The sequence below is a fragment of the Halobacillus sp. ABH2_015 genome, assembly GCF_056158945.1.
In genome coordinates, this window is record NZ_JBSWUG010000002.1 from 3,219,712 (window position 1) to 3,244,514 (window position 24,803).

Sequence of the window (24,803 nt, forward strand, 5' to 3'; positions counted from 1 at the left end):
CCGTCTTTTTTATGATGGAAGATCACTGACTTTCACAAATTGAAACCCTTGGGAAGTTAACTGTTCCAGCACAAGCTCTACGACTTCAGGGGTCCGGCTCTCTAATTCATGGAGAAGAATCACTGAACCATCCTCTGCCTGTGAAATAATCTCTTCCGCTATTTCCTCCGGCTCCTGTTCGCTCCACTCTTCGGAATAGAGCGTCCATGGAACCGTATTCCAATCGCCTTTATAAGCCTTTGGAGGATTCTCGCCAAACGGCAGTCTCAATCCAGCCGTTTCTACTCCCGCGGCCTGCTTGATCACGTCCTGGGCAGCGAGGATCTGCTCATCCACCTCTTCCGGATTTAACCGGGCGAGGCGGGGATGATCCCACGTATGATTTCCGATTTCATGACCCTGCTCAGCCACCATCCGGGCCGTTTCCGGGTAATAGGACACCCGTTTTCCGATCATGAAAAACGAGCCTTTGGCGTCATACTTCTCCAGAAGGTTGAGAATATCCACTGTCCATGTTGGATGAGGACCGTCATCAAAAGTGAGAGCAGCTCTCTTTTCTCCGGTTTCCACCCCAAGGTCATCCGTTGAAACAGCCTCCACGGGGCTTTGCTCCTGCTCTGAAGAAGATGTTTCCGATGCGTCGGAAGCGGATTCCAAAGCTTCTACAAATTCTTTCCGAATGAGATCCTGCCCTTCTTCAAGTTCGACCAGTACATATCCCAATGTGCCGTCCTCCGCCTGAAGATAGACCCTCACCCCTTCTTTGGTAAGGGCCACATCTTCAAATGTTCCCTTATTCACGTGAAGAGGTAGATGGTAATGGGTGGCGACTTCCTCTTCCTTCATTGCTTCTTCTGTCAATGCAGCCAGTTCATCAAGCACTTCCGGATCATTCTTGAGCAGCTCGTCCAGCTCAAGCCTGCGTCCGTCCTTCTTATCAAAATTCATGACGGTCTGGTTTTGGATAACCTCGTTTCCGCCTACATCCATCGTTTCTATGAAGCGGACTACGAAGAAACGGTGATCCTGATAGAGCATCTCAAAGTCCACGTGAAGCTCATGGGATTCAGAAGCCTCCACGGATTGTTTATTCTGATAGCTGGCCTGTTTAAAGTCGGCCTTCTGTTGATTGACGTAATCAACAATCGTCTGATTCAATTGATGGTTGGTTGTCTGCGGATAGTGGATGGTTATGTGGTATTCATTATGCTCCACGAGTTCCGTCTTCATATCGATATCGTACATTGGTTCTGTTTCATCAGATGGTTTAGAATCATTTTCATTAGCTTTTGCGATAAATGAGCATCCTGATACAACTAAAACGACCAGCAGTGATATATATAAAATAGGTTGTCTCATAATTCTTCCCTCTTTATCTATTAGTCACACAACCTATTGTAACACAAATGTAACAATCATTTAATTAATCAGATATATTCAGCCTATTCTGACATTAAAAGTGGGTGCGGACGTCCCAGAGCTCAGGGAAAAAGCGGTGATCCAGAACTTTCTTCAAGTAGCCGACCCCCGAGGATCCTCCTGTCCCTTTTTTATGGCCGATGATCCGTTCCACTGTCTTCATATGACGAAAACGCCACTGCTGGAGGCTGTCCTCCAAGTCGACAAGCTTCTCAGCCAGCTGATACAGATGCCAATACTGATCTACATCTTTGTAGACCATTGCCCAGGCGGCTTCAACCGAAGGGTTCTGCTCATACACATCTTTATAATTCCTGTTCAGCACCTGTGGATCGAGATCAAAACCTGCTTTGGACAGCTGCTCAAGTGTCACATCATACAAGCTGGGATTTTTATAGGCCTTTTCCAGTCGATTGTGAAGATCTTTATCTTTCCGGTAAATCTTCAATACAGCATTCGTTTTATACCCAAGAGCAAACTCAATCATCCGGTACTGGTAGGATTGAAACCCCGAAGCCTGGCCGAGGTGATCCCGGAATTCCATGTATTCTGACGGGGTCATCGTCGCCAGTACGTCCCATGCTTGGATGATCTGCTTCTGAATACTGGAGACTCTGGCAAGCATTTTAAAAGCCGGCTGCATGTCGTCATGTTGAATCGACCGGATGGCTGCCTGGAGTTCGTGAAGCATCAGCTTCATCCATATTTCACTCACCTGATGGATCATAATAAAGAGCATTTCATCATGATGGGAAGAAAGCGGCTTCTGCGCATCAAGCAGCTGGTCTAAACGTAAATATTCTCCATAAGTCATCCGATCGGAAAAATCCGTATGCACGCCTTCACTGCCTTTCGGCGGTTGCTGGGTCATGAGTGGGACCTCCTTTAGTCAAGTACTCCACGCTGTGGGATATTGCGGAACGTCATCGGGAGGAATTCTGTGTGAACAAGCCCTTCATACATTAAGAGCGTTCCGAGGACAGGGTCTTCTGTATGGACGTGCACCCGTGTCGCCCCTTCTTTTTCTTCATAATGTTCATATACGGACGTCACAGGCCCGGTCATGCCCAGCACTCCTCCCACATGATTCGTTCTTGACTCCATATACAATCCGCCTTCTGAAGTAACGTGAAGATCAAATTCTGCCTCTACCAGGCCCGAACGGCCAAGATGATCGACAAGACACTGTTTTTCTTCATCATACCTCGCAGCAGAATCAAAACCGCGGATGGCATATGGGAAAAAGAAGCGGCGGATCCAACTGATCGTTTCTCTGCCCTCTTCATCTTCATAGACGTAATTTTCGAGGGTAAACGGCACATCTTTTCCACGCTCTCTGAAGAGAAGGTGATCCTTAACCCCCGCACTCATCAGCGGCCTAACGAACGCCGGAGTTCCTCGGATTTCCGTCATTCTGCCCTGTCCAAGGACCATAAGATTCTGCTTACTCGTTAATCCGTATTTTTTCTGCAGCTCAGGATGAAGGTTATGGAACTGCTCCCCGAGTGCTTTGTGGTAGATGGATTTCATTTGTATGCGGCCTCCTTTAAACTATCCGTTTTCCTGTTCTCCCCGTGCCTCGTGATGAATACACTAGGGAAGACGGAACCTTGGCTGTACATGAATTATAGCACAAGTAAACGCTTACGATTCAGCTGCATGCAGAAAAGAAAGACCTGCCCTTACAAGCAGGTCTTTCTTATGAAAAAACGTTGTTCTACATAACTTCCTCTGCATAATCACTGATTGCATAACCCTTCTGCTGCTTCATCAGCCAGCCCTGCTTTTCCAGCTGGGTGAACAACCGCTGAATATGCTTTTCCGGCCAGCTCGATAACAGACCAAACCAGCGTGTTTCATGAAGATAGAGACTTCTTAATTTGTTCGTCGGCTTGCCCGCGAGCATCTGGACCAGGGTGTGCACCGGATATTCACTGCCATAATAATAGATGAGGTCAAGAATCTGCTGAGTATCCGCATAAGTGATGGACCTTCCTTTGATGGTCAGAATGATATCCTCATCATTGTAGCGGACTTCTTCGAGACGCGCCTTCAGTTCCTCAAGGACATGCCGGGTATTCGGGTAGACATGCTCCGGCACGACCTTCTGCCAGCGGTTCAACTCCTTAAGAATACGGACATCATGAAGCTGGACACCTGCCAGCCACAGCAGCTCTGAATCGGTCCGCTTCTCCGGAATATGAACCCGGCTTAATTTGTCATACATGTCCAGTAAAGGATAGGCGGACAGGTCGTCTTTTCTGCGCTGATACTTTTCGATACGGCTGACGACAGCCAGGCTTTCATCAAGGGATTTCCTTGCGGTGTTGAGCTGTTTTTTCAAAGCTCTCAATTGGCCAAGCTGCTCGAGAAGCCTGCTGTTCTGTATCGCTATGTCATTGAACTGCTGCTCAATCGTCGATGTGCGCTTGGCTGCCCGTTCCACATCAAACTCTTCAGGAAAACGGACCATATCTTCCACCGTGTCATAATAAAGACAGAAATCACACGTTTCACAGTAGCAGCAGATCGTTTTCTCCCCGGCATCGAACTGTAAACATTTTGAATGGGGGCAGCTGCCTTGTTCCTGCTCGACCCACGCCTGTGGAAGAGCTCGGAACGGGCGCATGACGATTTCGACACGGTGCCTCCAATATGCGATGTCCTCAGGATAGTTCAGCACAGAAATGAGTGAGGATTGATTCATTGTTTCGACCGCATCGATGACGTCGCGCTTTTGATGAAAAAGCTGGACCATCGGATGCCGGTGAAACGCATCTGCTATTTTATCAAGCCAGTCTTCACGACTTTCCGTGCTGATGTGAGAAAGAAACAGATAATCATCCAGCACTTCCCCGACATGGTCATACAACTGGTCTGCGGACAGCTGAGTGAAATCTGTGTTATATAAATATTGATCTTTTAAAGGTAGTCCATGTTCTTCAGGCAGGGACTTCCATAAAAATAATTCTGGGCGCAGCAAATGTGGATGGATCCTCTCTTCCTTTTGAAAAGCTACAGGCAGAACTGCATCTCCGGTTAGTCCGAGATAATTCTGGATGGACGTTGTGTCCAGAGACTTCCTGCCGATATGATCCACAATTGCATCGTTAAGCCTGGATAATAACCCCCGTTCAAATTTATGTCCGATGGAACGAATATGTTTGTTCTTTTTCCCAATCGGCGCAAGTACAACATGAGGGTAGCGATGATCCTGGTAAGCAATCCTATTTGGCAGTCCCATAATGAATTCCCCTTTGAATAAGGATTTACTACTATTATAGAAAAAGTATTACGAGTTACCAACAAATATAAGTAAAATGGGCGTCAAACCGTTAAAATTTCCACGGGATACCCAATGAACAGTCCTGTTTCTATAACTCCAGGGATGGCACTGAGCTCTTTTTCCAACTCATCATGAATGTGTTGGAACCGCACTTCCAGCAGGAGATTTCCTGCTTCCGTGAGCACGGGGCCGTCTTTCGCCGCCGCCATCCGCAGCTGAATGTCCACACAAGGGAATTCCTGAAGCTTTGTTTCTACAAGATGCACAGCCCTCGGATCCACTTCAACAGGAACAGCATACTTTTCACCGAGTTTCTGAACATATTTACTTTCATCCACTAAAATATACGTTTTAGGGGAGCTTGCCATCACGAGTTTTTCAGCGAATAACGCTCCGCCCCTTCCTTTGATCAACCGGCCGGCATTGTCTACCTCATCCGCTCCGTCAAAACCCCAGTCGGGCTTTGCAGCTGTCAATGTTGTCGTCTTTAAGCCGAACAAGGCACAGTTCATCTCCGCTTCTTTCGATGTCGGTACGGCATAAACGTCCAGCCCCTCGTTCTTTACCCGTTCAGCGATCTTTTCCAGAGCAATGAAAGCCGTCGACCCGGAACCGACGCCGATCACCTGCTGATCTTCAACATATCCGCTCACTCTGGCGGCGGTCCGTTCTTTGGCTTCCCGATTGGATATTCCGCCATCCCATACCGGTTTCCCGGCCAGCTGATTGTTCCAATTCATACAAATCACCTCTCTCTTTGTATTCCCGAAAGTCTCATGAAACAAGCACAGGTGTTAGGAAAAGTGTATCAAACAGGTTCCCCACAGATACAGCGACGGGGTAAACTTTGTCATTCTTTACGTCTCCTTCACATAAACTTAATGGAATACGACGGGCCGAAGTAAAGGGGGAAAAGCATGAGAAGACTCTATTGGAAACTGGTCATCTTCTATCTCATTCTGATTACCGCCTTTGTCTACGTCACCTTCCTCCACTGAAAACACCCCGGCCTGCATGGCCGGGGTGTTCGTATACTCTTTCATGTATTTAATGGACAAGATCATGTTTGAATGCGTAAATGACGGCCTGCGTCCTGTCTGATACTTGTAATTTCCCAAGAATACTGCTTACGTGAACCTTTACCGTTTTTAAGGCTATGAACAACTCTTCTGCAATCTCCTGGTTCGTCCTGCCATCTGCCATCAGAAGCAGAATTTCCTTTTCTCTGTTCGTCAAATCTTCATGGAGCGCCCGTTGGTCGGGGTGACGCATCTTTGTCATGATTTTCCCGGTGACCTCCGGTTCCAGAATGGACCGTCCTTCAAAAGTGGCACGGATCGCCTGGGCAATTTCCTCTGCTTTTGACGTTTTCAGCATATAACTGACCGCTCCTGCCTCTAAAGCGGGATACACCTTCTCATCATCAAGAAAACTTGTGACGATGATAATCTTCGCCTCCGGCCATTCGGCTGTAATCCGCTTTGTCGCTTCAATCCCATCCATATGTTCCATCACGAGGTCCATCAAAATAATGTCCGGCCGGTGTTGAAAGGCAAGCGCTACAGCATCTTCGCCGTCCCCTGCTTCAGCGATCACCTCAATATCCGGCTGCGAGGACAAATAGGCGGATACACCAATACGGACCATCTCATGATCATCTGCAAATAATACTCGAATCATCAGGATTGACCTCCTTTAAGTCGGTGGGGCACTTTTACTTCCAACCGGGTCCCCTGTCCTTTCACACTGACAACCTTTAGCACGCCGCCCACTTCAAAGGCACGCTCCTCCATATTTTGGAGACCGTAGGAACTCGTTTTTTTCTCTTCCACATGAAACCCCATACCGTCGTCGATCACTTTCAAAATAACGGTTTGATCACGCTCCAGAAGCATAACCGAAAGGGTCGATGCCTTGGCGTGCCTCAGTGTGTTGGATACCGATTCCTGCAGAATCCGGAAGAGCTGGTCCTCCACACCTTTTTCTAATGGAAATGTTTCAATCGTCCAGTCAATCTGAAGCGGCACCTTTTGGATCAGCTCCTGAAGAAGCTCTGTCATTCCTTCCGCCAGCGTTTTATCTTTCAAGGGAACCGGCCGCAGATGGAGGAGCAGTGCCCTCATTTCGAGCTGGGATTGATGAATCATCCTCTCTACCATCTTCAGCTGCCGATCCACGCCTTCCCGCTCATGGTCTTTTGTCTCATTAATGGCTGACATCATCATGGAAGCGGCAAACAACTGCTGACTGACAGAATCGTGAAGTTCCCTGGCCAGACGATTCCTTTCTTGTATGACTACTTCCTGAAGGCTTTTTTCCCGTTCTTCCGCTCTTTCTGTAACCATACGTTGAGAAAGCTCGGCTTGTTTCACAATTTTCTCTTCCAGCTGTTTCATTCGATCTTCAATTCTTTTCACTTCTGCCAGATCCGCCGTGTCCGTCTCCAGAGGACTGCCTTTCACGACTTCTCCAAGCTGCTGTTCGATATGGGTAAGCTGACGACGCCAGTACCACCCCTGGGCCGTACCGGTTACAAGTCCCATAAACAGGGATAACAGCAGAATCAAAAATCCATACGGAAGATCGAGCACCTCTCTTGTCCAGAGCACTGACCACCGCTCTACCGGAAAAGCGGCGAATGTTACAGCGGTCAGGAGAACAGCAAATAGAAAGAACGTGAAAAGTCCCGACCCAATCTGCCTCTGCCAAAGGTTCATATCCGCTTCACCTCGAGATCACCGGAAAATATCGACGTAATCACCTTCACCCGGGGCTTATTTTCCTGATAATCCGGTGTTTGGTAATACGTCATCTGATTGAGCATTCTGGACTTTTTAAACTGAAAAATCGAGCTTCTTCCAATGATGGCGCTGTGAAGGATCGTCACTTCCACCTCATACGGAACATAAATCGTGACATTGCCTATAAAATGACGGATGGAAATAACGGATTCGTTCGAAGGAAGAACGGTCTCACTTAAATCGATAACCCGGTCGCCTATGCCTCCGTGCACATTCACATCCTGCCACGGATAGGAATGTGGGGGCGTCGCCTGCCGCCCAAAAAACTTTTGAGTGAATACAGGTTCTTCCGGAGGGTCATGCGGTTCCTGGTCCATCTCTCCAAGCTGAACGTTTTCCGGGTGCTGCTTCGTTTTGTAATAATGACGGACCGCCAGAAAAAGGATGGCCAGCACGAGAAAACGAACGGCAATCATACTTAGTACAGTCAGCCCGAGACTGACCGCCCCGATCCAAAACATGACTTTTCTCCAAAGCGGTCTATAATTCTTCCAACCGAAGTAAATCAGTACGGCTGAAAAACCGACAGAAAAAATGAGACCTCCGTTAAAGAACACTATTTCAATAATCAGGAGAATCACCCCCGTGATTAAAATCGTGTTCAGCATATCTGTTGAAATTCTTTTAAGCACAGCGGTCATTCCCCCTTCCTCTTATCCACCTGCGCCCTTTAGACAAAGGAAAGACGCAGAGAACTGCGCCTTTATCATACCATGATTTAGTTACCCCGACACTTCCTGCTTATTCCGGACCTTTTTCTCAATCTCTGCCATCTTACTGTCAAACGTATGACGGTAATAGGCACTGTTCACCTTATACTCCAGGTCCTCCATGTAACGGTCGATCTCAGAGAATCTGGAATACGGCTTGTCTGAGCCATCCTCCAGCACACGGTTCATTGTGTGATGCGCACGCGCTGTATTTTCACGTCCCATAAACGCCATCCGTTTCAAATGCATATCCTTTAGTTTATGCTTCATTTCCTCATACTTACGCTCAAGGGCCTCCAGCTGCTCTACACATTCTGCCTGAGACTGCTTCAGCTTTTCAGCACGCGATTCATATTCTTCCTGCTCTTTTACCGCAAAATTATGCATGGACGTTTCGCCGGCCTGTTCAGCCACATGCGCCTGATGCTTACGTTTCTCAGCCAGATCTGACGCTTTTTGATATTCCCTCGTGAATTCATCCTTCAACTGGTACTGCCTCTCCACCAGCTTCCGGACTTTTTCCGTCTCCTTTTCACTTTCTCTTAAGTACTGATTCAGCATAGCGGCCGGGTTCTTCTGTTCCTTTTGGTCCAATGCCTCATGAAGATCTGCCGTAATTGAATCCTTTAGTCGTGTAAATAGGTTGGCCATGTTTCCATCTCCTTTGTTATTTGTTCAACTCTGCCCATTGACGCTCAAAATTTGTAAATGGATCGTCTTTTTTTTCAGACGCGGGATCACGTGGACGGCTTGTCCAATTTTTATAAATCCAGTAAAGGACAAAAGCAGCAGCGACGCCGACGACCGCGTAAACATTGGAAACAGCGACGCTTAAAACAATCAAGCCGACGACCATCCAGCCGATCTTCCCGGCTGTCGAGTCACTTTTCACAAACTGCTTGAAAACGATATAAAGCAGCCACACACTGACACCAAGCAGAATCATCGGGCCAAGGTTCGCAATGAATAATCCAAGGGCAATCAGACCTGCGAGGAACAACAGAAACTTTTTCATGTATTTCCCTCCCTGCACTGTTCTTGTCTTTATCATACCGGTGCTGAAGGATTTCCGTAATGAGCCGGGGATATATCTTTATCTAAGACCAGAGGCTTATATCCCTTCCGCCCTCGTTTTCCATAGGAGAGAAAAGATCTATATACCTTCCGGAACCAAAGCCCTCCCATTCGTTTGTTTTGATTTCACAGACAAAAGGAATGATCGTCCGGCCCGCACTTTTTCTACAATAAAAGCTCTGTTAAAGTCTGTGGTTGATATTTCAAACGATTACTAAATCGTTTCCGTCTGGAATTAGGGGTCCGGTCTGCTATTTACTCAGAGCATGGGATGGCAGGGAAAACCGTCCGCTTTCCGCGGCTCACGGTACCCCACGGAAAGGGAGTCATTTTCAAGGCCGCCTCCTACAAATCCCATGACAGAAAGGGGTGATGATAGGAGCTCACATGTTAAATAACAACACCAAGCAATAACAGAGACACAATAAAAAAAGGAAAGGTGCCTTCTGCAGGCACCTTTCCTTTGATCGTCTTACGGCTGCTCTATTCACTTTATGATGGTGAGTTCTTTTGGTGTTTCTGTCAGCGTGACAAATCCTTCCGGGGTGACAAGTACATCATCTTCAATACGGACACCGCCGATTTCAGGATCGTAAATGCCCGGTTCGAGCGTATACGTCATCCCTTCTTTTAATACCCCGTCATTCAAATGGCTCATAGAAGGGAATTCATGCACATTGATTCCCAGTCCATGTCCAATCCGGTGTGGAAACTTATCGCCGTAGCCGGCTTCTGTAATGATCTGACGCGCCGCTTCATCCAGATCACCAATCCTTGTTCCAGGACGACTGATGGCCAGGGATGCATTCAATGCTTCCAGAACCGTTTCATAGATAGCTTTCTGCTTTTCATTGACAGAGCGGAAAGCGAAGGTCCTCGTAATATCAGACGTGTATCCTTTCCAGACGACTCCAAGATCAAACAGGACAAGGTCTCCTTCTTTTAATCTACGGTCTCCAGGATTTCCGTGAGGGTGGCCGGATTTCTCACCAAAAAGCACCATCGTGGAGAAGGACATTTGAGCGACGCCTTTTTTCTTAAGCTCATACTCAATCGCCGCCAGGACTTCCATTTCCGTAACCCCTTCATTCAGGGCTTCTGTCCCTACCTTGACCCCGAAATCTGCGAGTTCTGCCGCTTCCTTCAAAACCGCGATTTCCTGCTCATCCTTCACGACACGCATCTCGTTTAATTTCCCTTCGATGTCCAGAACCTCTGCGTCATCAAACAACGCAAAAAAGGACTCACTACGCCCGTAGGAAAGCACTTCTTTTTCTATGCCCACATGATGTACGTTCGTGATCCCCGCCTGATTCATAGAATCCTTCATCAACGTCCAAGGATTTTCATGATCAGCGTAACCAATGATTTCATGGCTCCACCCTGTTTCCTGCAGCTGTGCTTTTTCCATTCCCGGAAGAACAGCTATAGGGTCTGCTTCCGGAAAGACGACCAATCCTAACAGTCTTTCATGAGGGTCAGTTAGAAACCCGGTTAAATAAAAGAAGTTTTCCGGTGAATTAATAAAAGCTGCATCAATACCCTTCTCCTTCAGGTAGGCAGCCAGTTCATCCAAACGATGTTTCATTCTCCATCTCTCCTTTCGAATCTTCTTTCATCATATAGCAATCCAGACCGTTATCCAACTCACACAAAAGTCCGAAAAATGGCAAAAAAGCCCTGTCCCCTATGCGGGCAGGACCTTACGTTCTTTCATGAAACGACAGGACTATGCCGCCTGTCTGAGTCTTGTTTTGGAAAGCCACGCCTTTTCCAACCTCTGAGTAAACAAGACTGCACCTACGGCGAGAATACTGTCCTTTATGATAAACGGCACCATACTGGACCACGCCAGAGCGAGACTGATCCCGTCTCCTCCCACCCAGAAATTCAGTGCGAGATAAAATAATTGGACACCGACAAAATAGTTGATGATGATGCCGGCGGCAGCGGCCATCATGTACCTCGGCATCGTCCGCCTGGATTCAGCGATTTTCCCTACAAAATAAGCAAGAATAATATAAGACAAAATAAATCCGAACGTCGGAGCAATCACAACCGACAACCCGCCTTTAAACCCAGCAAAGATCGGTGCTCCCGCCAAACCTAAAAGAACATACACGAGAATCGAAAAAGACCCGAGACGGCTTCCGAGCATAAGCCCTGCCAGAATAGCGAAAAACGTCTGCAGGGTCAGAGGAACTCCCATAACCTGGAGAAATGGCAGGTAAGCCGTAATATTGGCACCGATAGCCATCAGCGCAACAAATAAACTCCCTAAAGTGATGTCATAAACGCTTAGTTTCGACTTCTTCATCATTTTTCCTCCTCCACAACTTCTTCCTTAAAGATAAAAAAACCCTGACATAATGTCAACACTAATTTATTTTAGTTTACAATAAACTTTTTCAAACACACACCTTTTGAAAAAATACACAGCGGCCAAAAAAAGACTGCCGGAAAAGTTCCCGACAGTCTGAAAATCCCAGTCTCGAGCGGTGCTTAAACCTTTACAATCCAAGCCCCATCGACAACTGATTCGTATAGCTCGTATAAGCCACGGTATGGTTGATCACAGCAATCTCACGAACACTAAAGCCTGCTTTCGTAAGGCGGTTCACGCTGTCCTGATCCACCTCTACAGGTTTGGCGGTTAACTGTTCGGCATAATTCAGGACAGCTTTCCACTGCTCACTCATGGATGATGCTTCATAATGATCCAGCCATTCTTCTACATCATTCACACCTGTGTGGCCTTCTAACAAGGAAGCATGACTTTTTGTACAGTAGCGGCAGCCATTTTTCATTGACAAAAACGTGATGACCGCCTCTCGCAAATCATCTGGAAGGCCGGTATTCTTCACTGCCTGTTGAAGTGGAAGAAAAGCTTCATATAAACCGGGGTCATTGGCAATAAGCCGGTCAAACAAAGAGGAAGGCTCATCTTCTCCTTTTATTTCTTTCATATGCTGTTGTTTCACTGGTTTAATCCAAGGCATATCTATCCCTCATTTCTACAAAATCCATTCCCGGCACAGCGGTATCCGCCAATAAATTTCCCGGGAAATCTTTTTATTTAATAATTCGATAATTTCTCCAATCTTCTGGGAATAAACTCGTGTATTTTCCAGAAACAAACCGGTCATCTATAAGCTGGATAGCTCCATGATCCTCTTCCGAACGGATCAAGCGTCCACCAGCCTGGAGCACTTTGTTCATTCCAGGATATACGTAAGCATAATCATACCCCCGGCGGCCTTTCTCATTGAAATAGTCTTTAATCAACTCTTTCTCGAAGTTTCTTGGAGCCAGACCGACACCAACGACGGCCACACCATTCAGCCGGTCTCCGCGGAGGTCGACACCTTCAGAAAAAACACCACCCATGACAGCAAAACCTGCCAGACGCCCTCCTGGAACGAATTGGGCAAGAAAATCCTCCCGCCGACTCTCATCCATGCCCCTTTCCTGCATGACTGCATCGACAGGGGACATCTGCCGGAACTCTTGGTAGACAAGCTCCATGTAGTGATACGACGGGAAAAAGAATAAGTGGTTTCCACTATAGCTTTCCACCTGGTCTTTCAACCGCTCTGCCAGAATTCCGGCCGTTTGATTCCGGTTTTTATACCGGGTTGATAACGGCGTAATTGTGACATCCACCTGAGAGGCGTCGTAAGGGGATGGAAGCTGAAGGATGTAATCCTCCTTCGTCCCTCCCAGCATTTCTTTATAATAGGCAAAAGGTGAAAGCGTGGCTGAAAAGAATGTACCGGAGCGGAACCCATCTGTCACCTTCTTTAATACGTGGGAAGGATCCAGGCAGAACAACTTCAGCATCAGATCCCCGTTTTCCCCTTTTGCCGCTATAAAACGATAGTGATCATCCACAAACTCAAAAATCCTCAGGAAATTCTGGGCGGTGAAATACAAGTCAACAAGAGATTCGGAGCGCTCGTCCTCCGCTTGTTCCTGGATGATCTGCTCCGTTTTCCCAATGAACCGTTCCAGGTTTTCTTCCAGTTCTCCAGGGATCTCATTGATGACGATCTCCCCACCTTGGAAACCGGCAAGGCGCTCCAGGTCATCAGCCACTGCCAGGGCGGTCTTTCGGACCCCCTCCTCGTCTTCCCACGAATCAGAAGCCTCCCTGAATGGGTTTTTATAAATCGAGGCCGAGTACATTTCTCTCGCCCGTTCAACAAGGTTATGCGCTTCATCCACAAGGAGGGCTGTTTTTTTCTTACGGTCAGGCATCAGCCTCTTTAAGGCAACACGTGGGTCGAAGATGTAATTGTAATCACTGATGATCACGTCCACCACATCCGTAAGATCAAGAGAAAACTCAAACGGGCATAAACGGTGTTTTCTGGCATACGCTTCAATCACAGGGCGTGTAAGCTGCGTCTCATTCCTCAGTACATCCACAATGCCGTCATTCACCCTGTCGTAATACCCATCTGCATATTCACAATAATCCGGCTGACAGATCGTTTCCTCCTGAAAACAGATTTTCTCCTTAGCCGTTAAGGTGACCGACCTCAGGGAGAGACCGTGCTCTTCCATTTTGGCCAGTGCCTCCTCAGCTGTCGCTCTCGTCGTCGTTTTAGCGGTTAAATAGTAAATCCTGTCCATTTTATCAAGAGAAAGAGCTTTGACAGCCGGAAATAAAGTCGATATCGTCTTCCCGATGCCGGTGGGGGCCTGAGCGAACAGGTTCCGTTTTTCTTCAATCGTCCTGTACACACTCCCCGCCAGTTTCCGCTGGCCTGTCCGATAGGTAGAGAACGGAAAAGAAAAGGAAGGAACCGTGGCTTCCCTCTGTTCCTCCAGATGATGAAGGACAGAGGCGTAGGATTGATAAGCCTTCACGGTCTCCTCCATAAAGTCAGCCAGTTCCTCATGCGTGAATCTTATCTGCAGGCGTTTCTTTTCCTTCGTCCGTTTCTGCACATAGGTCAGCTGGACATCGATTTTTTCCAGGTTTTCCTGGAGAGAATAGATATAGGCGTAGCCTTTTGCCTGAGCCCAGTAAACGGGATGAGAAGAACTGTCGAGTTCCTCCAGGTCCCCGGATGTCGACTTGATTTCATCAATGACCGGCCCGTCTTCTCCCTCAAGCAGGCCGTCACACCGGCCCTGGACAATCAGACGAAGCTCTCCATACGCATATTCACACTGAAGGAAAACTTCCTTTTCATCTCCGTCCTTATATTTCTTCTGCACTTCCTGATGGATGGCTGTTCCCTCCAACAGAGCTGTATTGGACTGGAACCTTTCATCAATACTTCCAGCCCTGTACACATAAGAGACCAGCTCTCTTACAGAAATCGTCATACTTCGATCCATTTTTCAAACGCCTCCCGCAACCAATTCGTTCCCTACCCTCATCTTCCAACACTCGTTCACGTATGTCTATTGTAAAGGCGTCATGCTATAATTATGGATAAAACTTTTTCATTTCCCATAAAAATAAAACCACATATAATAAAATTAACGCCCCCTCAGGAGGGATCCTAACGTGAAAAAGTGGAGATGGACAGCCTCCATCCTGCTTACTCTCATTCTTGCCTTTTTTATAACAGCCTCCTTTATCTATACACCAGAGGAGCAGGAGTCATCCAGCACACCTGATGAACAGCCGTTAGAAACAGGAGACGCGGATGTAGAAGAGCAGCCAGAGATAGAGCAGGAGGAAGTTTCAACAGAGGAAGACGAAAACGCCCTTGGCGAAGGTCTGCGGGACGTTTTCACAAGTGTCATGGACAGCGCACGTGACCTTTTCATAAAAAATGATTTGACCGTAGTTGCCATTGGGGACTCTTTGACGCAGGGCGTCGGAGACGGGACAGATAATGGCGGCTATGTTGGTATTCTTGAAGACAACTTCACAAATACTAACAACAATACGTCTCTTGAAGTGATCAATTACGGAAAACGCGGCAATCGTACGGACCAGATGTTAGAACGGATGGAAGACGAAGATATTTCCCGGTCCATCGAACAGGCAGACATTGTGCTCATCACCATCGGCGCCAACGATGTGATGAAGGTGGTTAAAGATAACTTCACAGATTTAAACTACCAGGACTTCCGAAACGAACGCGATGGATATGAAGAGCGGCTCAAGGAAATTATTGAGAAGACACAAAACTTGAACGGCGAAGCCCCCATCTACTTCGTTGGTCTGTACAATCCATTTAACCAGTATTTTGATAACATCCCCGAGCTTGGAGAAATCATGGGCGATTGGAACGAGGCGAGCGAAAGGATCATCGGCACCTATGATCAGGCCCACTTTATTCCTATCCGTGATATCTTTGATGGAAACGAAGAAGAACTCCTATGGGAAGAAGACCATTTCCACCCCAATGAACAGGGATACAAGGAAATGGCAGAACGCGTACTCGCTCATATTAGAGAAGATATTGAAGAATAACCTGGGTGGAATGATAAATGAAACGATTACTTCTTAACAATAAATGGCGGACATCCTTCTGGGTCCTTGCCATCATCAACATCGGGATCATCGGGTGGCTTCTGGCTTTAGTCTTTCTCCCGAGCTCGTATACCCTTGTCAATGTAGACCGTGGAAAAGAAAATACCGATGCCGAGTTCACCATTGTCTCAACGAAAGAGAATATGGAGCAGCTCGCCAATGAATACTTATCCGAGCTGTCCAACCAGACCGTATTTGATTACTCCGTCTCGATCGACAAAAACGTTACGTTATCCGGAAATATCAAGGCTTTTGAACAGGTAGTCCCCATCAAGGTGGAATTAAACCCTGTGGTCCAGGAAAACGGCGACCTTGTTCTGGAACAGGAGAAAATCTCTCTTGGACAGCTGCCTCTTCCTAATAAGAAAGTACTGGAATTCTTAAAGGATAACTACAATCTGCCGGAATGGGTCATCGTGAACCCGAATGAAGAAAATATCTATGTTGCCGTCACCCAGATGGAAACGGCCAGTAACTTCAATGTGAAAGTGGACCGCTTCAACCTGAATGCCAACCAGCTGGCTTTTAAAATTTCCGTACCGAAAGATACGTTCCAATTCGCCCAACAGATGGTGGAAGACAATTTTTGAAGCAGTCGGGAGAGCACAGCGGATGAATGGCCTCCACTTCCTATGGTAAACTTAAAGCAACAGGTCTAACAAAAGGATGTGACGTTCATGCGCGTAGTCAACAACATTGCGGATCTAATCGGAGATACTCCGTTAGTGAAATTAAACCGCCTGGCTCCAGAGGGTGGCGCAGATATTTATATGAAACTGGAAAAGTACAACCCGAGCGGCAGTGTGAAAGACCGGGCTGCTTTCAATATGATTGAACAGGCTGAAAAGGATGGATTTTTAAAAGAGGGATCCACCATCATTGAACCGACAAGTGGAAATACGGGAATCGGTATTGCGATGAATGCCGCCGCCAGAGGATACCGCGCTGTTCTAGTCATGCCGGACACGATGACACAGGAACGGATCAATCTTCTGAAAGCATACGGAGCGGAAATTGTTCTGACGCCGGGAGACGCCAAAATGCCCGGAGCCATCGCCAAGGCAAAAGAACTGGTCGAAGAAATCGACGGCGGCTTTATGCCGATGCAGTTTGAGAATATGGCCAACCCTGATGCTCACCGCCATACCACAGCTGCAGAAATTATCGAAGCAATGGATGAACTCGGTAAACCGCTGGCCGGTTTTGTCTCCACAGCAGGGACTGGAGGAACGATTACAGGAACCGGTGAAGAATTAAAAAAACGCTTCAAGGACATGACCATCCACGTTGCGGAACCGGCAGGATCTCCCGTGTTGTCGGGCGGTCAGCCAGGCAAGCATAAGCTGGTCGGTACAAGCCCGGGATTCATTCCAAGTATATTGAATCAGGAGATTTATGATGAGATTTACCAGGTCACCGACGAAGATGCCTATGACATCACCCGTCGTCTGGCCCGTGAAGAGGGGCTGCTCCTTGGGACATCCTGCGGCGCCGCCTGCTGGGCTGCCATCCAGGCCGCCAAACAGAAAAAACCGGGAGAAGTCATCGTCTGTATCGCTCCGGATACAGGAGAGCGCTACTTATCAGGCGATCTATTCCGATATTAAAAGATATAAAAAAGGAGTCCACGATGGACTCCTCAGCTTGTAGAGAAACCCCTGTTTCTTTACAAGCTTTTTTCTTTCTTACCGCCAGGAGCGAAAGCCCTTCCCTTTCCGCGGAGGGCGTGCCCGCGGCAAGCATCCACCGATAAGCGGAACGTGACCCTTCCCACGACAAATGGACAACTCAAACTGGTTAACACAGGCTTTTTTATATGCGGTACAAATCCCGAAATCGTAAATGCCATCCGAGATGATACGACAACACGCGGCTCAGGATAATCAGTAGAAAAATGCTGTAGGTATGAAATGGATTGTAAAGGTCGACCCACCCAAGCCCAATCACAACACCAGTCACCATTGCCCATACCGCGTAAATCTCCTGGTGAAGCACCATCGGGCGCCGCTGGGCCAGCACGTCCCTTGTTACACCCCCGCCCACTCCTGTCAGGATGGCAGCGAAAACGATTCCGCCCAGTGGGAATTCATGCTGGACAGCAAAGGACGCTCCCTGCAGAGCGAATGCAGAGAGTCCCACAGCATCAGGATAGATATTCCAGCGGTCCCAGGCCATTACCCACGTTTTTGGAAAAAAGTACACAATGGCAATGGTGATTAATGCGACGTAAAATAAGTATCCCTGATCCCATACGTGAATCACCGGCACATCCAAAGCAATGTTCCGGATAATCCCTCCCGCGAACGGTGTGGCGATTCCTAAAATAAACGTACCGAATATATCATACCTCTCGTTCAGTGCGACAATAGCTCCACTAAAAGCAAATGCACTGACGGCGAGGATGTTTAAAACTTCCCATGTCATGCCTATCCCCCTCCCTCTGCTTCCCGATATACGAATGTCATGCCGCACCGATTATACCAAATTCTCCATCCCCTCTATCGAAAAAACTCAAAAAATGTAAAAAATGCGAACAAAACGCTAGGACTAGTATGTTTTTTTCTATACACTACCATATATAGTGAATTTTGTTGCAATATGCCACAAGGAATTTTCTTCAATAAGTAGAATTCATTATATAACTAAGCAAAGTAGGATGTGATGAACCAGAAATGAGAAGCTGGCTGATCAATTTAAGAAAAGAACAGGCACTCACCCAGCAGGAGATTGCAGAAGGAGCTCATATTGATAGAGCCTATTACGCACAAATAGAGAACGGTACCAGAAACCCCAGTATGACGGTTGCTTCTCAAATTGCGTCTTACCTGCACATCAATCCATCTCTTTTTTACACCGAGCACTTAAGTGAACCTTTCGAAAAAGCGCTCGTAAATTCCCCCATAGTCATTGCTCACTGTGATTTGAACCTCCGTTATACATGGATGTTCAACCCCCACCCGGACTTTAAAATGAATGTAGTCATGGGTAAAACAGATGAGGAACTGGACTTTAATGAAGGCACAACAGCATTGATGAAGCTGAAGCAGCGTGTGATCGACGATGGAATGGCGAGAAGAGAAATCCTCGCCTTTCCCCTATCCGAAGGCTTGACCAGATATGACGTATTTGCCCAGCCTCTTTACGATCAGCTTGGAAGTATTACAGGTGTGGCAACAGTTTCTGTTGAAATGCTTACGTAACGAAGGAGGAACTGCTATGGCTTTTGATAAACTATCTCCCTTCCTCCTGAAAGATGCCATTCATAAAGCCATGGAGTTGAAGCTGGAGGAGGAGTTCATCCAGCTTCTGCTGAATGAGATGAGGAAAAGGGAAAGAGAAGCAGGAGAAATCGCTTCTTTCGAATAACCGGAACAGCCGATTGAACACCTTCGGAATGTATGTTTCCACTTCAGGGCGGGTAAAGCTAACCAGAGGTGATAATCATGGATAAGAACCGATGGATTATGCATCAGGACTGGGATGATTTATATTTCATACACTGGCCCGTCCCTGTAGATGAACTGCGGGCTCATGTACCTGAGGAGCTCGATATAGACGAATTTGACGGCTCAGCCTGGATTGCTGTAGTCCCCTTCCGTATGAGGAATATCCGGTTCCGCGGCCTGCCGAAACTCCCGTTTGGCACGGATCTTCTGGAACTGAATGTAAGAACATATGTCTCCTACAACGGCGAACCAGGGGTTTATTTCATTACCCTTGACTCCGATCATCCTCTAGGGGTTTTTTTAGCGTGCACCGCTTTCGGACTTCCTTACGTCCACGCCTCTATGCGGATGGATAAAAATGATTCGATCACACAGTTTTCCAGCAGGCGGACCCATAAAGGGTACACACCTGCCCACTTTCATGCGGAATTCCAAACACTCAGTGAGCCTATGCAGGCCCGTCCAGGCTCACTTTTATACTGGCTGACGGAAAGGTACGCCCTCTGGGTGGTTCGGGGGAAGCGTGTTTATAAAGGGCCCATTATTCATAATAATTGGATGCTGCAGAAAGCTGAAGCGGCCGTAGGAACGAATCATCTGCTGGACTTTCTCCCTGCCGAACATTTCCAGCGTCGACCGATCACCTATTATTCCAAATCCGTCCAGACACGTATTTTTCCGTACGAACGGAAGTCATGAGCGCACATGTTGAACCTCATGACTCTCTGCGTTATAATTATCTCGAATTCAAAGTAAATGAGGAGGATCATTCATGGAGTTAAAAGGCATCCATCACGTATCAGCCATTACAGCTTCCGCAGCCAATAACTATGATTTTTATACAAGTGTGCTTGGGATGCGGCTCGTCAAAAAGACGGTAAACCAGGATTCCCCTTCTATGTACCACCTATTCTATGCGGATGAAAAGGGAAATCCCGGGACGGACCTGACCTTTTTCGAAATACACCGGGCCGGCCATACCTATCCGGGAACAAGGAGCATCTCCACTACATCTCTACGGGTGAAAGATGATGAAGCCCTGCTATTCTGGCAGAAGCGTTTGAATGATTACGACCTTGATGTAGACAGGATACAGGAACGTCTGGGTAGAAAAACGCTCGCGTTCAGAGACCCGGAAGGCCAGCGGCTTATGCTTGTATCCGATCAGAACAACACCGGCGTACGTGCAGGAACACCCTGGAAAAACTCCCCCATTCCTCAAGACAGCGGTATTCTTGGACTCGGCCCTGTTCATTTGACCGTTCATGAAGCCGTTAAAACAGAAAAAGTACTGACGGAAGTCCTCGGTTTCCGTAAAGTCGGCGCCTATGATCAATGGACGGTTTATGAAACAGGGGAAGGTGGGTCAGGAGCTGAAGTCCATGTGGAGGAAAAGCCGGATGCACAACCTGAAAAGCCTGGAAGGGGCAGTGTTCACCACGTTGCCTTCCGCGTTGAAAATGAAGAAGAATTAGCAAAGTGGAAGACAATCATCGATGCCGCCGGTTATCCGAATTCCGGTCTTGTCGATCGCTTTTATTTCAAATCATTGTACTTCAGAGAAGCCAACCACATTTTATTCGAACTGGCTACAGACGGACCTGGATTTGCCACTGATGAAGACCCCGCACACCTGGGTGAATCACTGGCTCTTCCACCGTTCTTAGAGCACGAACGCGAAAAAATCGAAAAAACGCTGGCTCCACTGGATACTTCCAGAACATGAATCGTGCTCCATTGTGCATACGCCTCGTACAATCCGCCAACCGTACGAGGCTTTCTTTATTCTTCTCATCTCCTCCCTTCCGAAAAGACGGGGAAGCAGACTCCCAAAGCATGAAAAAAGCTTGTAGAGAAATACCTTCCCCTACAAGCTGATTTCGTTAAAATGCAATCTGTATTACGATTCAAGACGCGATTTAACCCAGTTGATTAAACCGCCTTTTTCCATAATGTCCATTTGTCTGTCTGATAGGGCATGCTCCAATTTAATCGTTTGGCCCCTGCCTTTAATTTCAGCTTCAACCACCGGCGATTTTTTGATCTGCTCTCTCAATCCTTTGAAAACGAGAACGTCTCCCTGCTCAATCTCTTCCAATTGAGCCGGATCCTTGAATGTAAGCGGCAGGACGCCAAAGTTGGCCAGGTTCTGCCAGTGAATTCTGGCAAAATCTTCGACAACCGCTACTTTCATCCCTAAATACTTAGGAGCCAGAGCGGCATGTTCCCGGCTGGAACCCTGTCCGTAGTTGGCACCTGCCACAACAGCATGACCACCCTTTTCTCTCTGTTCCATCGCCCGGTCATAGTACGTGTCATCTACGATCTCAAAGGTGAACTTACTAATTTCCGGCAGGTTACTTCGGTATGGCAGCACTCGCGCTCCTCCTGCAAGAATCTCATCGGTCGAAATGTCATCCCCCATTTTCAGGAGCACAGGGAGCTCCATTTCGTCCGGAAGTTCCTCCATTTCAGGAATCGAGGCGACGTTTGGACCTTTGACTAATTCGACGTCCTTTGCCTCCTCGTAGGGCAGAGGTTCATCCAGAAGACGTGTATCCACGGTCGGCTCATCCAAATCCTTCACATCAGGATAGTCAAACCCGGCTTTTCTCGGGTCCGTTATGACTCCTGTCAAAGCAGAAACGGCTGCGGTTTCCGGGCTGCATAAAAAGACACTGTCTTCTTTCGTCCCGGAACGTCCGGGGAAGTTTCTCGGTGTTGTACGCAGGCTGTTCCGTCCTGTGGCAGGTGCCTGTCCCATACCGATGCATCCATTACACCCCGCCTGATGGAGACGTCCTCCAGATTGAAGGAAATTAGCGATATGCCCTTCCTGTGACAAGTCAATCAGCATTTGTCTGGAGGTCGGATTTATATCAAAAGAAACGCCATCGGCTATATGTTTACTTTCAACAATTTTGGAGGCTGTCGCAAAATCACGGAATCCAGGGTTCGCCGAGGAACCGATATAAGACTGGTAGATTCCTTCTCCCTCCACTTCCTCAACAGGTACCACGTTTCCCGGACTGGAGGGCTTGGCCACCATTGGTGTAATTTCTGAGAGATTCAATTCATCGTGGACATCATACGTGGCATCTTCATCCGGTGACAGTTCTATCCATTCGTCTTCCCTGCCTTGAAGCTTCATGAATCGTTTCGTTTCTTCATCGGAAGGAAAGACCGTTCCAGTTGCCCCAAGCTCTGCTCCCATATTCGCTATGACATGCCTGTCCATGGCTGTGAGATTTTTCAAACCGGGTCCATAATATTCAAACACGTGGTTCACTCCGCCTTTGACCCCGTGCCTGCGCAGCATTTCCAGTATGGCATCCTTCGCACTGACCCAGTCCGGAAAGGAACCGCTCACTTTTACGCCCCATACTTTCGGCATCTTTACATAAAACGGTTCACCGGCAACAGCCATTGCGACATCGATGCCGCCTGCCCCCATGGCAAGCATGCCCATACTGCCGTTGGCACATGTGTGGCTGTCAGATCCCAGCAGTGTTTTCCCCGGCCTTGCCAGCCTCTGCATATGAACAGGATGACTGACACCATTTCCCGGACGGCTGAAATAAAGCCCGAACCGCTTGGCGGCACTTTCTAAGAACAAATGGTCATCTGGATTTTTGCTGTCTTCCTGGATTAAATTATGGTCTACATACTGAGCAGAAACCTCTGTTTGAGCCTTTTCAATCCCCATTGCCTCCAGTTCAAGCATCACCATTGTCCCTGTAGCATCCTGCGTAAGAGTCTGATCAATTTTCAAACCGATTTCCGATCCAGGCGTCATCTCTCCCTCGACTAAGTGGTCCTGGATCAGCTTCTGTGTGACATTGTATCCCACACGAATCACTCCTCCTCACTGATTGGTCGATATTTCAAGAATAGATGAAATTTTCCTATACCTTTTATACCCGTTCTCGTGTATCATTACTCATAAACCCATATTTTCCCTTGAAAAACCTCTAATGGACACCCATTCTGTCCCTTCTATGAAAGTCACCTTCAAAAACCACCTCTTAAGTACCATTTTTTCTGCGACTTGGGAAACTGCCGAAATTTATTGAAAATGATGAAACGAACATGTATTCTAAAAATAGATTTGAAAGAGAATTGTTCTCCCAAATCAACAGTTGATCAACTAGGTGTGTGGAAAATGGAATATGGAAAAGTGCTTCGGTTCCATCGGGTGAAGCAAGGGTTAACACAAAACCAGCTCGCAGATGGAATTATTTCGCCAGCGTATTTATCCAAGATTGAGAACGATCAGACCGTTCCTGCCTCTGAGGTACTCGAACTTTTGTATGAACGCCTCGGCCTTGATTTTCACGACTCTTCCTATAACCACCCTTCCAAAGAAAAGCTGAAGGAATGGTATAAAACGATTTTTTACAAGCAAAGGGAAGACGCGGAAAGATTGAGAGAGGAACTTTCTCATCAAAAGGATACGCTGAACAATCATCATCTGTATATATTTTTCGAGCTCTTCCGCATTCGCCATCTTTTATTAGAAAACAAGGTGGAGAAGGCTTATGAGGCATGGAAAGATATTAAACAGCATGAAGATACATTCGATGTTGAAATGAAGTACTATTTTCACGTAAGTTCCGGCCTGCTTGAATATTATCGAGGGAATTTTGATGAATCTTTTCAACAGTTGATGAAAGCCAAGAACTACATCAGTTCAGCGGGCATCGAAAAGTGGGAAATAAGCGATTTATATTACCACTTATCTTTAAGTTCCAGCCAGGCTCATCATGTTTCTGCCTCTGTTTTCTATGCAGATCAGGCCTTGGAAGCTTATAAGAGCCAGTACGATCTTGCCAAAAGTGCAGACTGCCACATTCTTCTAGGCATCAATTACAGCCGGTTGAAAAACTATACGAAATCTCTTGAAAATTATAATCTGGCTAAAAAGATTGCATCTCAGACCAAAGATAATCAACAACTCAAACTGGTTTATATCAACATTGCAGTGTTGGAATCCAGAATTGAAAACCACGATTCTTCCATTCATAATTATAAGAAAAGTTTAGAATATGTTCGTGAATCTAAATCTACTTATGATTATCACGAGTACTTGAATATCATTCACGGGCTGGTCATTGAACACTACCGCTTGGATGATAAATCCGGGTGTCTTGAATGGATTGAAAAAGGCTTATCGGAAGTCGAAAAAACTGCTTCTGAAAGTCACTACCTGCACTTTATGGTGTATTACAATTTACTGAAAGAACTGCCTGAAACACTTCCCTTCATTGAGGAAACTGTCCTTCCATATTTTCAAAAAAAGAAGGAACATGTTTATGTGATCAGGTATTCTAAGTTCTTAGCCGATCTCTTTGAAAGGCAGAGAATGTATAAACGCTCTTCCGAATATTTAAGGTTAGCAATGCAATTGTTAAATAAACATTCTGACTTAGGAGGAATTATGTTATGAAAAAGATCATTGCATTTGTCGCTGTTCTAGGTCTGGCTGTATCTATCGCCGCTCCGATGACTGCAGATAGCGCAGTAGAAACTTACCCTAGACCATTAGTTGCTGAGCAAGTTTAATTTACG

General features: G+C 46.9%; 24 protein-coding genes. 8 read left to right on the forward strand and 16 right to left on the reverse strand.

Features of this window, described 5'->3' with window-relative positions; translation table 11 throughout:
* Window positions 1–9: 9 nt before the first annotated feature.
* The 14 genes from ACXAD6_RS16725 to ACXAD6_RS16790 all read right to left on the reverse strand — a co-directional run bounded on the left by ACXAD6_RS16725 (window position 10) and on the right by ACXAD6_RS16790 (window position 14,639).
* Complete coding sequence (locus ACXAD6_RS16725) at window positions 10–1,359, reverse strand: polysaccharide deacetylase family protein (RefSeq protein ID WP_474969849.1); 1,350 nt, start codon at window positions 1,357–1,359, stop codon at window positions 10–12.
* 94 nt (window positions 1,360–1,453) lie between these two features.
* Complete coding sequence (gene kynA, locus ACXAD6_RS16730) at window positions 1,454–2,290, reverse strand: tryptophan 2,3-dioxygenase (RefSeq protein ID WP_474969850.1); 837 nt, start codon at window positions 2,288–2,290, stop codon at window positions 1,454–1,456.
* A 14-nt stretch (window positions 2,291–2,304) separates the two neighbouring features.
* On the reverse strand, window positions 2,305–2,949 hold the full coding sequence (locus tag ACXAD6_RS16735; RefSeq protein ID WP_474969851.1) for a DUF4166 domain-containing protein: 645 nt from the start codon (window positions 2,947–2,949) through the stop codon (window positions 2,305–2,307).
* A 187-nt stretch (window positions 2,950–3,136) separates the two neighbouring features.
* Window positions 3,137–4,663: an RQC-minor-2 family DNA-binding protein gene (locus tag ACXAD6_RS16740; RefSeq protein ID WP_474969852.1), complete on the reverse strand. Its 1,527-nt coding sequence runs from the start codon at window positions 4,661–4,663 to the stop codon at window positions 3,137–3,139.
* 83 nt (window positions 4,664–4,746) lie between these two features.
* Complete coding sequence (gene rpiA, locus ACXAD6_RS16745; RefSeq protein ID WP_474969853.1) at window positions 4,747–5,445, reverse strand: ribose 5-phosphate isomerase A; 699 nt, start codon at window positions 5,443–5,445, stop codon at window positions 4,747–4,749.
* Between the two features lie 307 nt (window positions 5,446–5,752).
* Window positions 5,753–6,385 carry a response regulator gene (locus ACXAD6_RS16750; RefSeq protein ID WP_474969854.1) on the reverse strand — a complete coding sequence of 211 codons (633 nt, stop codon included), beginning with the start codon at window positions 6,383–6,385 and terminating at the stop codon, window positions 5,753–5,755.
* Window positions 6,385–7,422, reverse strand: a complete 1,038-nt coding sequence (locus tag ACXAD6_RS16755; RefSeq protein ID WP_474969855.1) for a sensor histidine kinase — start codon at window positions 7,420–7,422, stop codon at window positions 6,385–6,387. The genes ACXAD6_RS16750 and ACXAD6_RS16755 overlap by 1 nt, the downstream gene beginning before the upstream one ends.
* A complete protein-coding gene (gene liaF / locus ACXAD6_RS16760; protein ID WP_474969856.1) occupies window positions 7,419–8,138 on the reverse strand; it encodes a cell wall-active antibiotics response protein LiaF in 720 nt (239 codons plus the stop codon). Before liaF ends, ACXAD6_RS16755 begins: the two co-directional genes overlap by 4 nt.
* A gap of 90 nt (window positions 8,139–8,228) precedes the next feature.
* Window positions 8,229–8,867 carry a PspA/IM30 family protein gene (locus ACXAD6_RS16765; protein ID WP_474969857.1) on the reverse strand — a complete coding sequence of 213 codons (639 nt, stop codon included), beginning with the start codon at window positions 8,865–8,867 and terminating at the stop codon, window positions 8,229–8,231.
* Between the two features lie 16 nt (window positions 8,868–8,883).
* Complete coding sequence (locus ACXAD6_RS16770) at window positions 8,884–9,231, reverse strand: lmo0954 family membrane protein (RefSeq protein ID WP_474969858.1); 348 nt, start codon at window positions 9,229–9,231, stop codon at window positions 8,884–8,886.
* A gap of 546 nt (window positions 9,232–9,777) precedes the next feature.
* Complete coding sequence (locus tag ACXAD6_RS16775; protein WP_474969859.1) at window positions 9,778–10,878, reverse strand: M24 family metallopeptidase; 1,101 nt, start codon at window positions 10,876–10,878, stop codon at window positions 9,778–9,780.
* A gap of 141 nt (window positions 10,879–11,019) precedes the next feature.
* Window positions 11,020–11,607, reverse strand: coding sequence for a biotin transporter BioY (locus ACXAD6_RS16780; RefSeq protein ID WP_474969860.1), 588 nt, complete (start codon window positions 11,605–11,607; stop codon window positions 11,020–11,022).
* Window positions 11,608–11,800: 193 nt separating this feature from the next.
* Window positions 11,801–12,289, reverse strand: a complete 489-nt coding sequence (locus tag ACXAD6_RS16785; protein WP_474969861.1) for a carboxymuconolactone decarboxylase family protein — start codon at window positions 12,287–12,289, stop codon at window positions 11,801–11,803.
* 73 nt (window positions 12,290–12,362) lie between these two features.
* Window positions 12,363–14,639 (reverse strand): helicase C-terminal domain-containing protein, encoded by a 2,277-nt coding sequence (locus ACXAD6_RS16790; RefSeq protein ID WP_474969862.1) that lies wholly within the window; start codon window positions 14,637–14,639, stop codon window positions 12,363–12,365.
* Between the two features lie 172 nt (window positions 14,640–14,811).
* Between ACXAD6_RS16790 and ACXAD6_RS16795 the strand changes: the two genes are divergently transcribed.
* The 3 genes from ACXAD6_RS16795 (at window position 14,812) to cysK (ending at window position 17,396) form a co-directional block, all read left to right on the forward strand.
* Complete coding sequence (locus tag ACXAD6_RS16795) at window positions 14,812–15,729, forward strand: SGNH/GDSL hydrolase family protein (RefSeq protein ID WP_474969863.1); 918 nt, start codon at window positions 14,812–14,814, stop codon at window positions 15,727–15,729.
* A gap of 17 nt (window positions 15,730–15,746) precedes the next feature.
* Window positions 15,747–16,379 (forward strand): YpmS family protein, encoded by a 633-nt coding sequence (locus ACXAD6_RS16800; protein WP_474969864.1) that lies wholly within the window; start codon window positions 15,747–15,749, stop codon window positions 16,377–16,379.
* 87 nt (window positions 16,380–16,466) lie between these two features.
* The gene (cysK, locus tag ACXAD6_RS16805; protein WP_474969865.1) at window positions 16,467–17,396 is read left to right on the forward strand and encodes a cysteine synthase A; all 930 of its coding nucleotides are present in this window, start codon (window positions 16,467–16,469) and stop codon (window positions 17,394–17,396) included.
* 205 nt (window positions 17,397–17,601) lie between these two features.
* Here the strand turns inward: cysK and ACXAD6_RS16810 are convergent, their stop codons facing one another.
* The gene (locus ACXAD6_RS16810; protein WP_474969866.1) at window positions 17,602–18,213 is read right to left on the reverse strand and encodes a trimeric intracellular cation channel family protein; all 612 of its coding nucleotides are present in this window, start codon (window positions 18,211–18,213) and stop codon (window positions 17,602–17,604) included.
* Window positions 18,214–18,461: 248 nt separating this feature from the next.
* On the opposite strand from ACXAD6_RS16810, the gene ACXAD6_RS16815 reads away from it, so the two are divergent.
* The 4 genes from ACXAD6_RS16815 (at window position 18,462) to ACXAD6_RS16830 (ending at window position 20,961) form a co-directional block, all read left to right on the forward strand.
* Complete coding sequence (locus tag ACXAD6_RS16815; RefSeq protein WP_474969867.1) at window positions 18,462–18,989, forward strand: helix-turn-helix domain-containing protein; 528 nt, start codon at window positions 18,462–18,464, stop codon at window positions 18,987–18,989.
* A 16-nt stretch (window positions 18,990–19,005) separates the two neighbouring features.
* Window positions 19,006–19,155 carry a sporulation histidine kinase inhibitor Sda gene (sda, locus tag ACXAD6_RS16820; RefSeq protein ID WP_474969868.1) on the forward strand — a complete coding sequence of 50 codons (150 nt, stop codon included), beginning with the start codon at window positions 19,006–19,008 and terminating at the stop codon, window positions 19,153–19,155.
* 77 nt (window positions 19,156–19,232) lie between these two features.
* Window positions 19,233–19,934, forward strand: coding sequence for a YqjF family protein (locus ACXAD6_RS16825; protein WP_474969869.1), 702 nt, complete (start codon window positions 19,233–19,235; stop codon window positions 19,932–19,934).
* 73 nt (window positions 19,935–20,007) lie between these two features.
* Complete coding sequence (locus tag ACXAD6_RS16830; RefSeq protein ID WP_474969870.1) at window positions 20,008–20,961, forward strand: ring-cleaving dioxygenase; 954 nt, start codon at window positions 20,008–20,010, stop codon at window positions 20,959–20,961.
* Between the two features lie 174 nt (window positions 20,962–21,135).
* On the opposite strand, the gene ACXAD6_RS16835 is transcribed toward ACXAD6_RS16830, so the two are convergent.
* Window positions 21,136–23,085, reverse strand: a complete 1,950-nt coding sequence (locus ACXAD6_RS16835) for an aconitate hydratase (RefSeq protein ID WP_474969871.1) — start codon at window positions 23,083–23,085, stop codon at window positions 21,136–21,138.
* Window positions 23,086–23,310: 225 nt separating this feature from the next.
* On the opposite strand from ACXAD6_RS16835, the gene ACXAD6_RS16840 reads away from it, so the two are divergent.
* Window positions 23,311–24,681 carry a tetratricopeptide repeat protein gene (locus ACXAD6_RS16840; protein WP_474970451.1) on the forward strand — a complete coding sequence of 457 codons (1,371 nt, stop codon included), beginning with the start codon at window positions 23,311–23,313 and terminating at the stop codon, window positions 24,679–24,681.
* Window positions 24,682–24,803 lie beyond the last annotated feature (122 nt).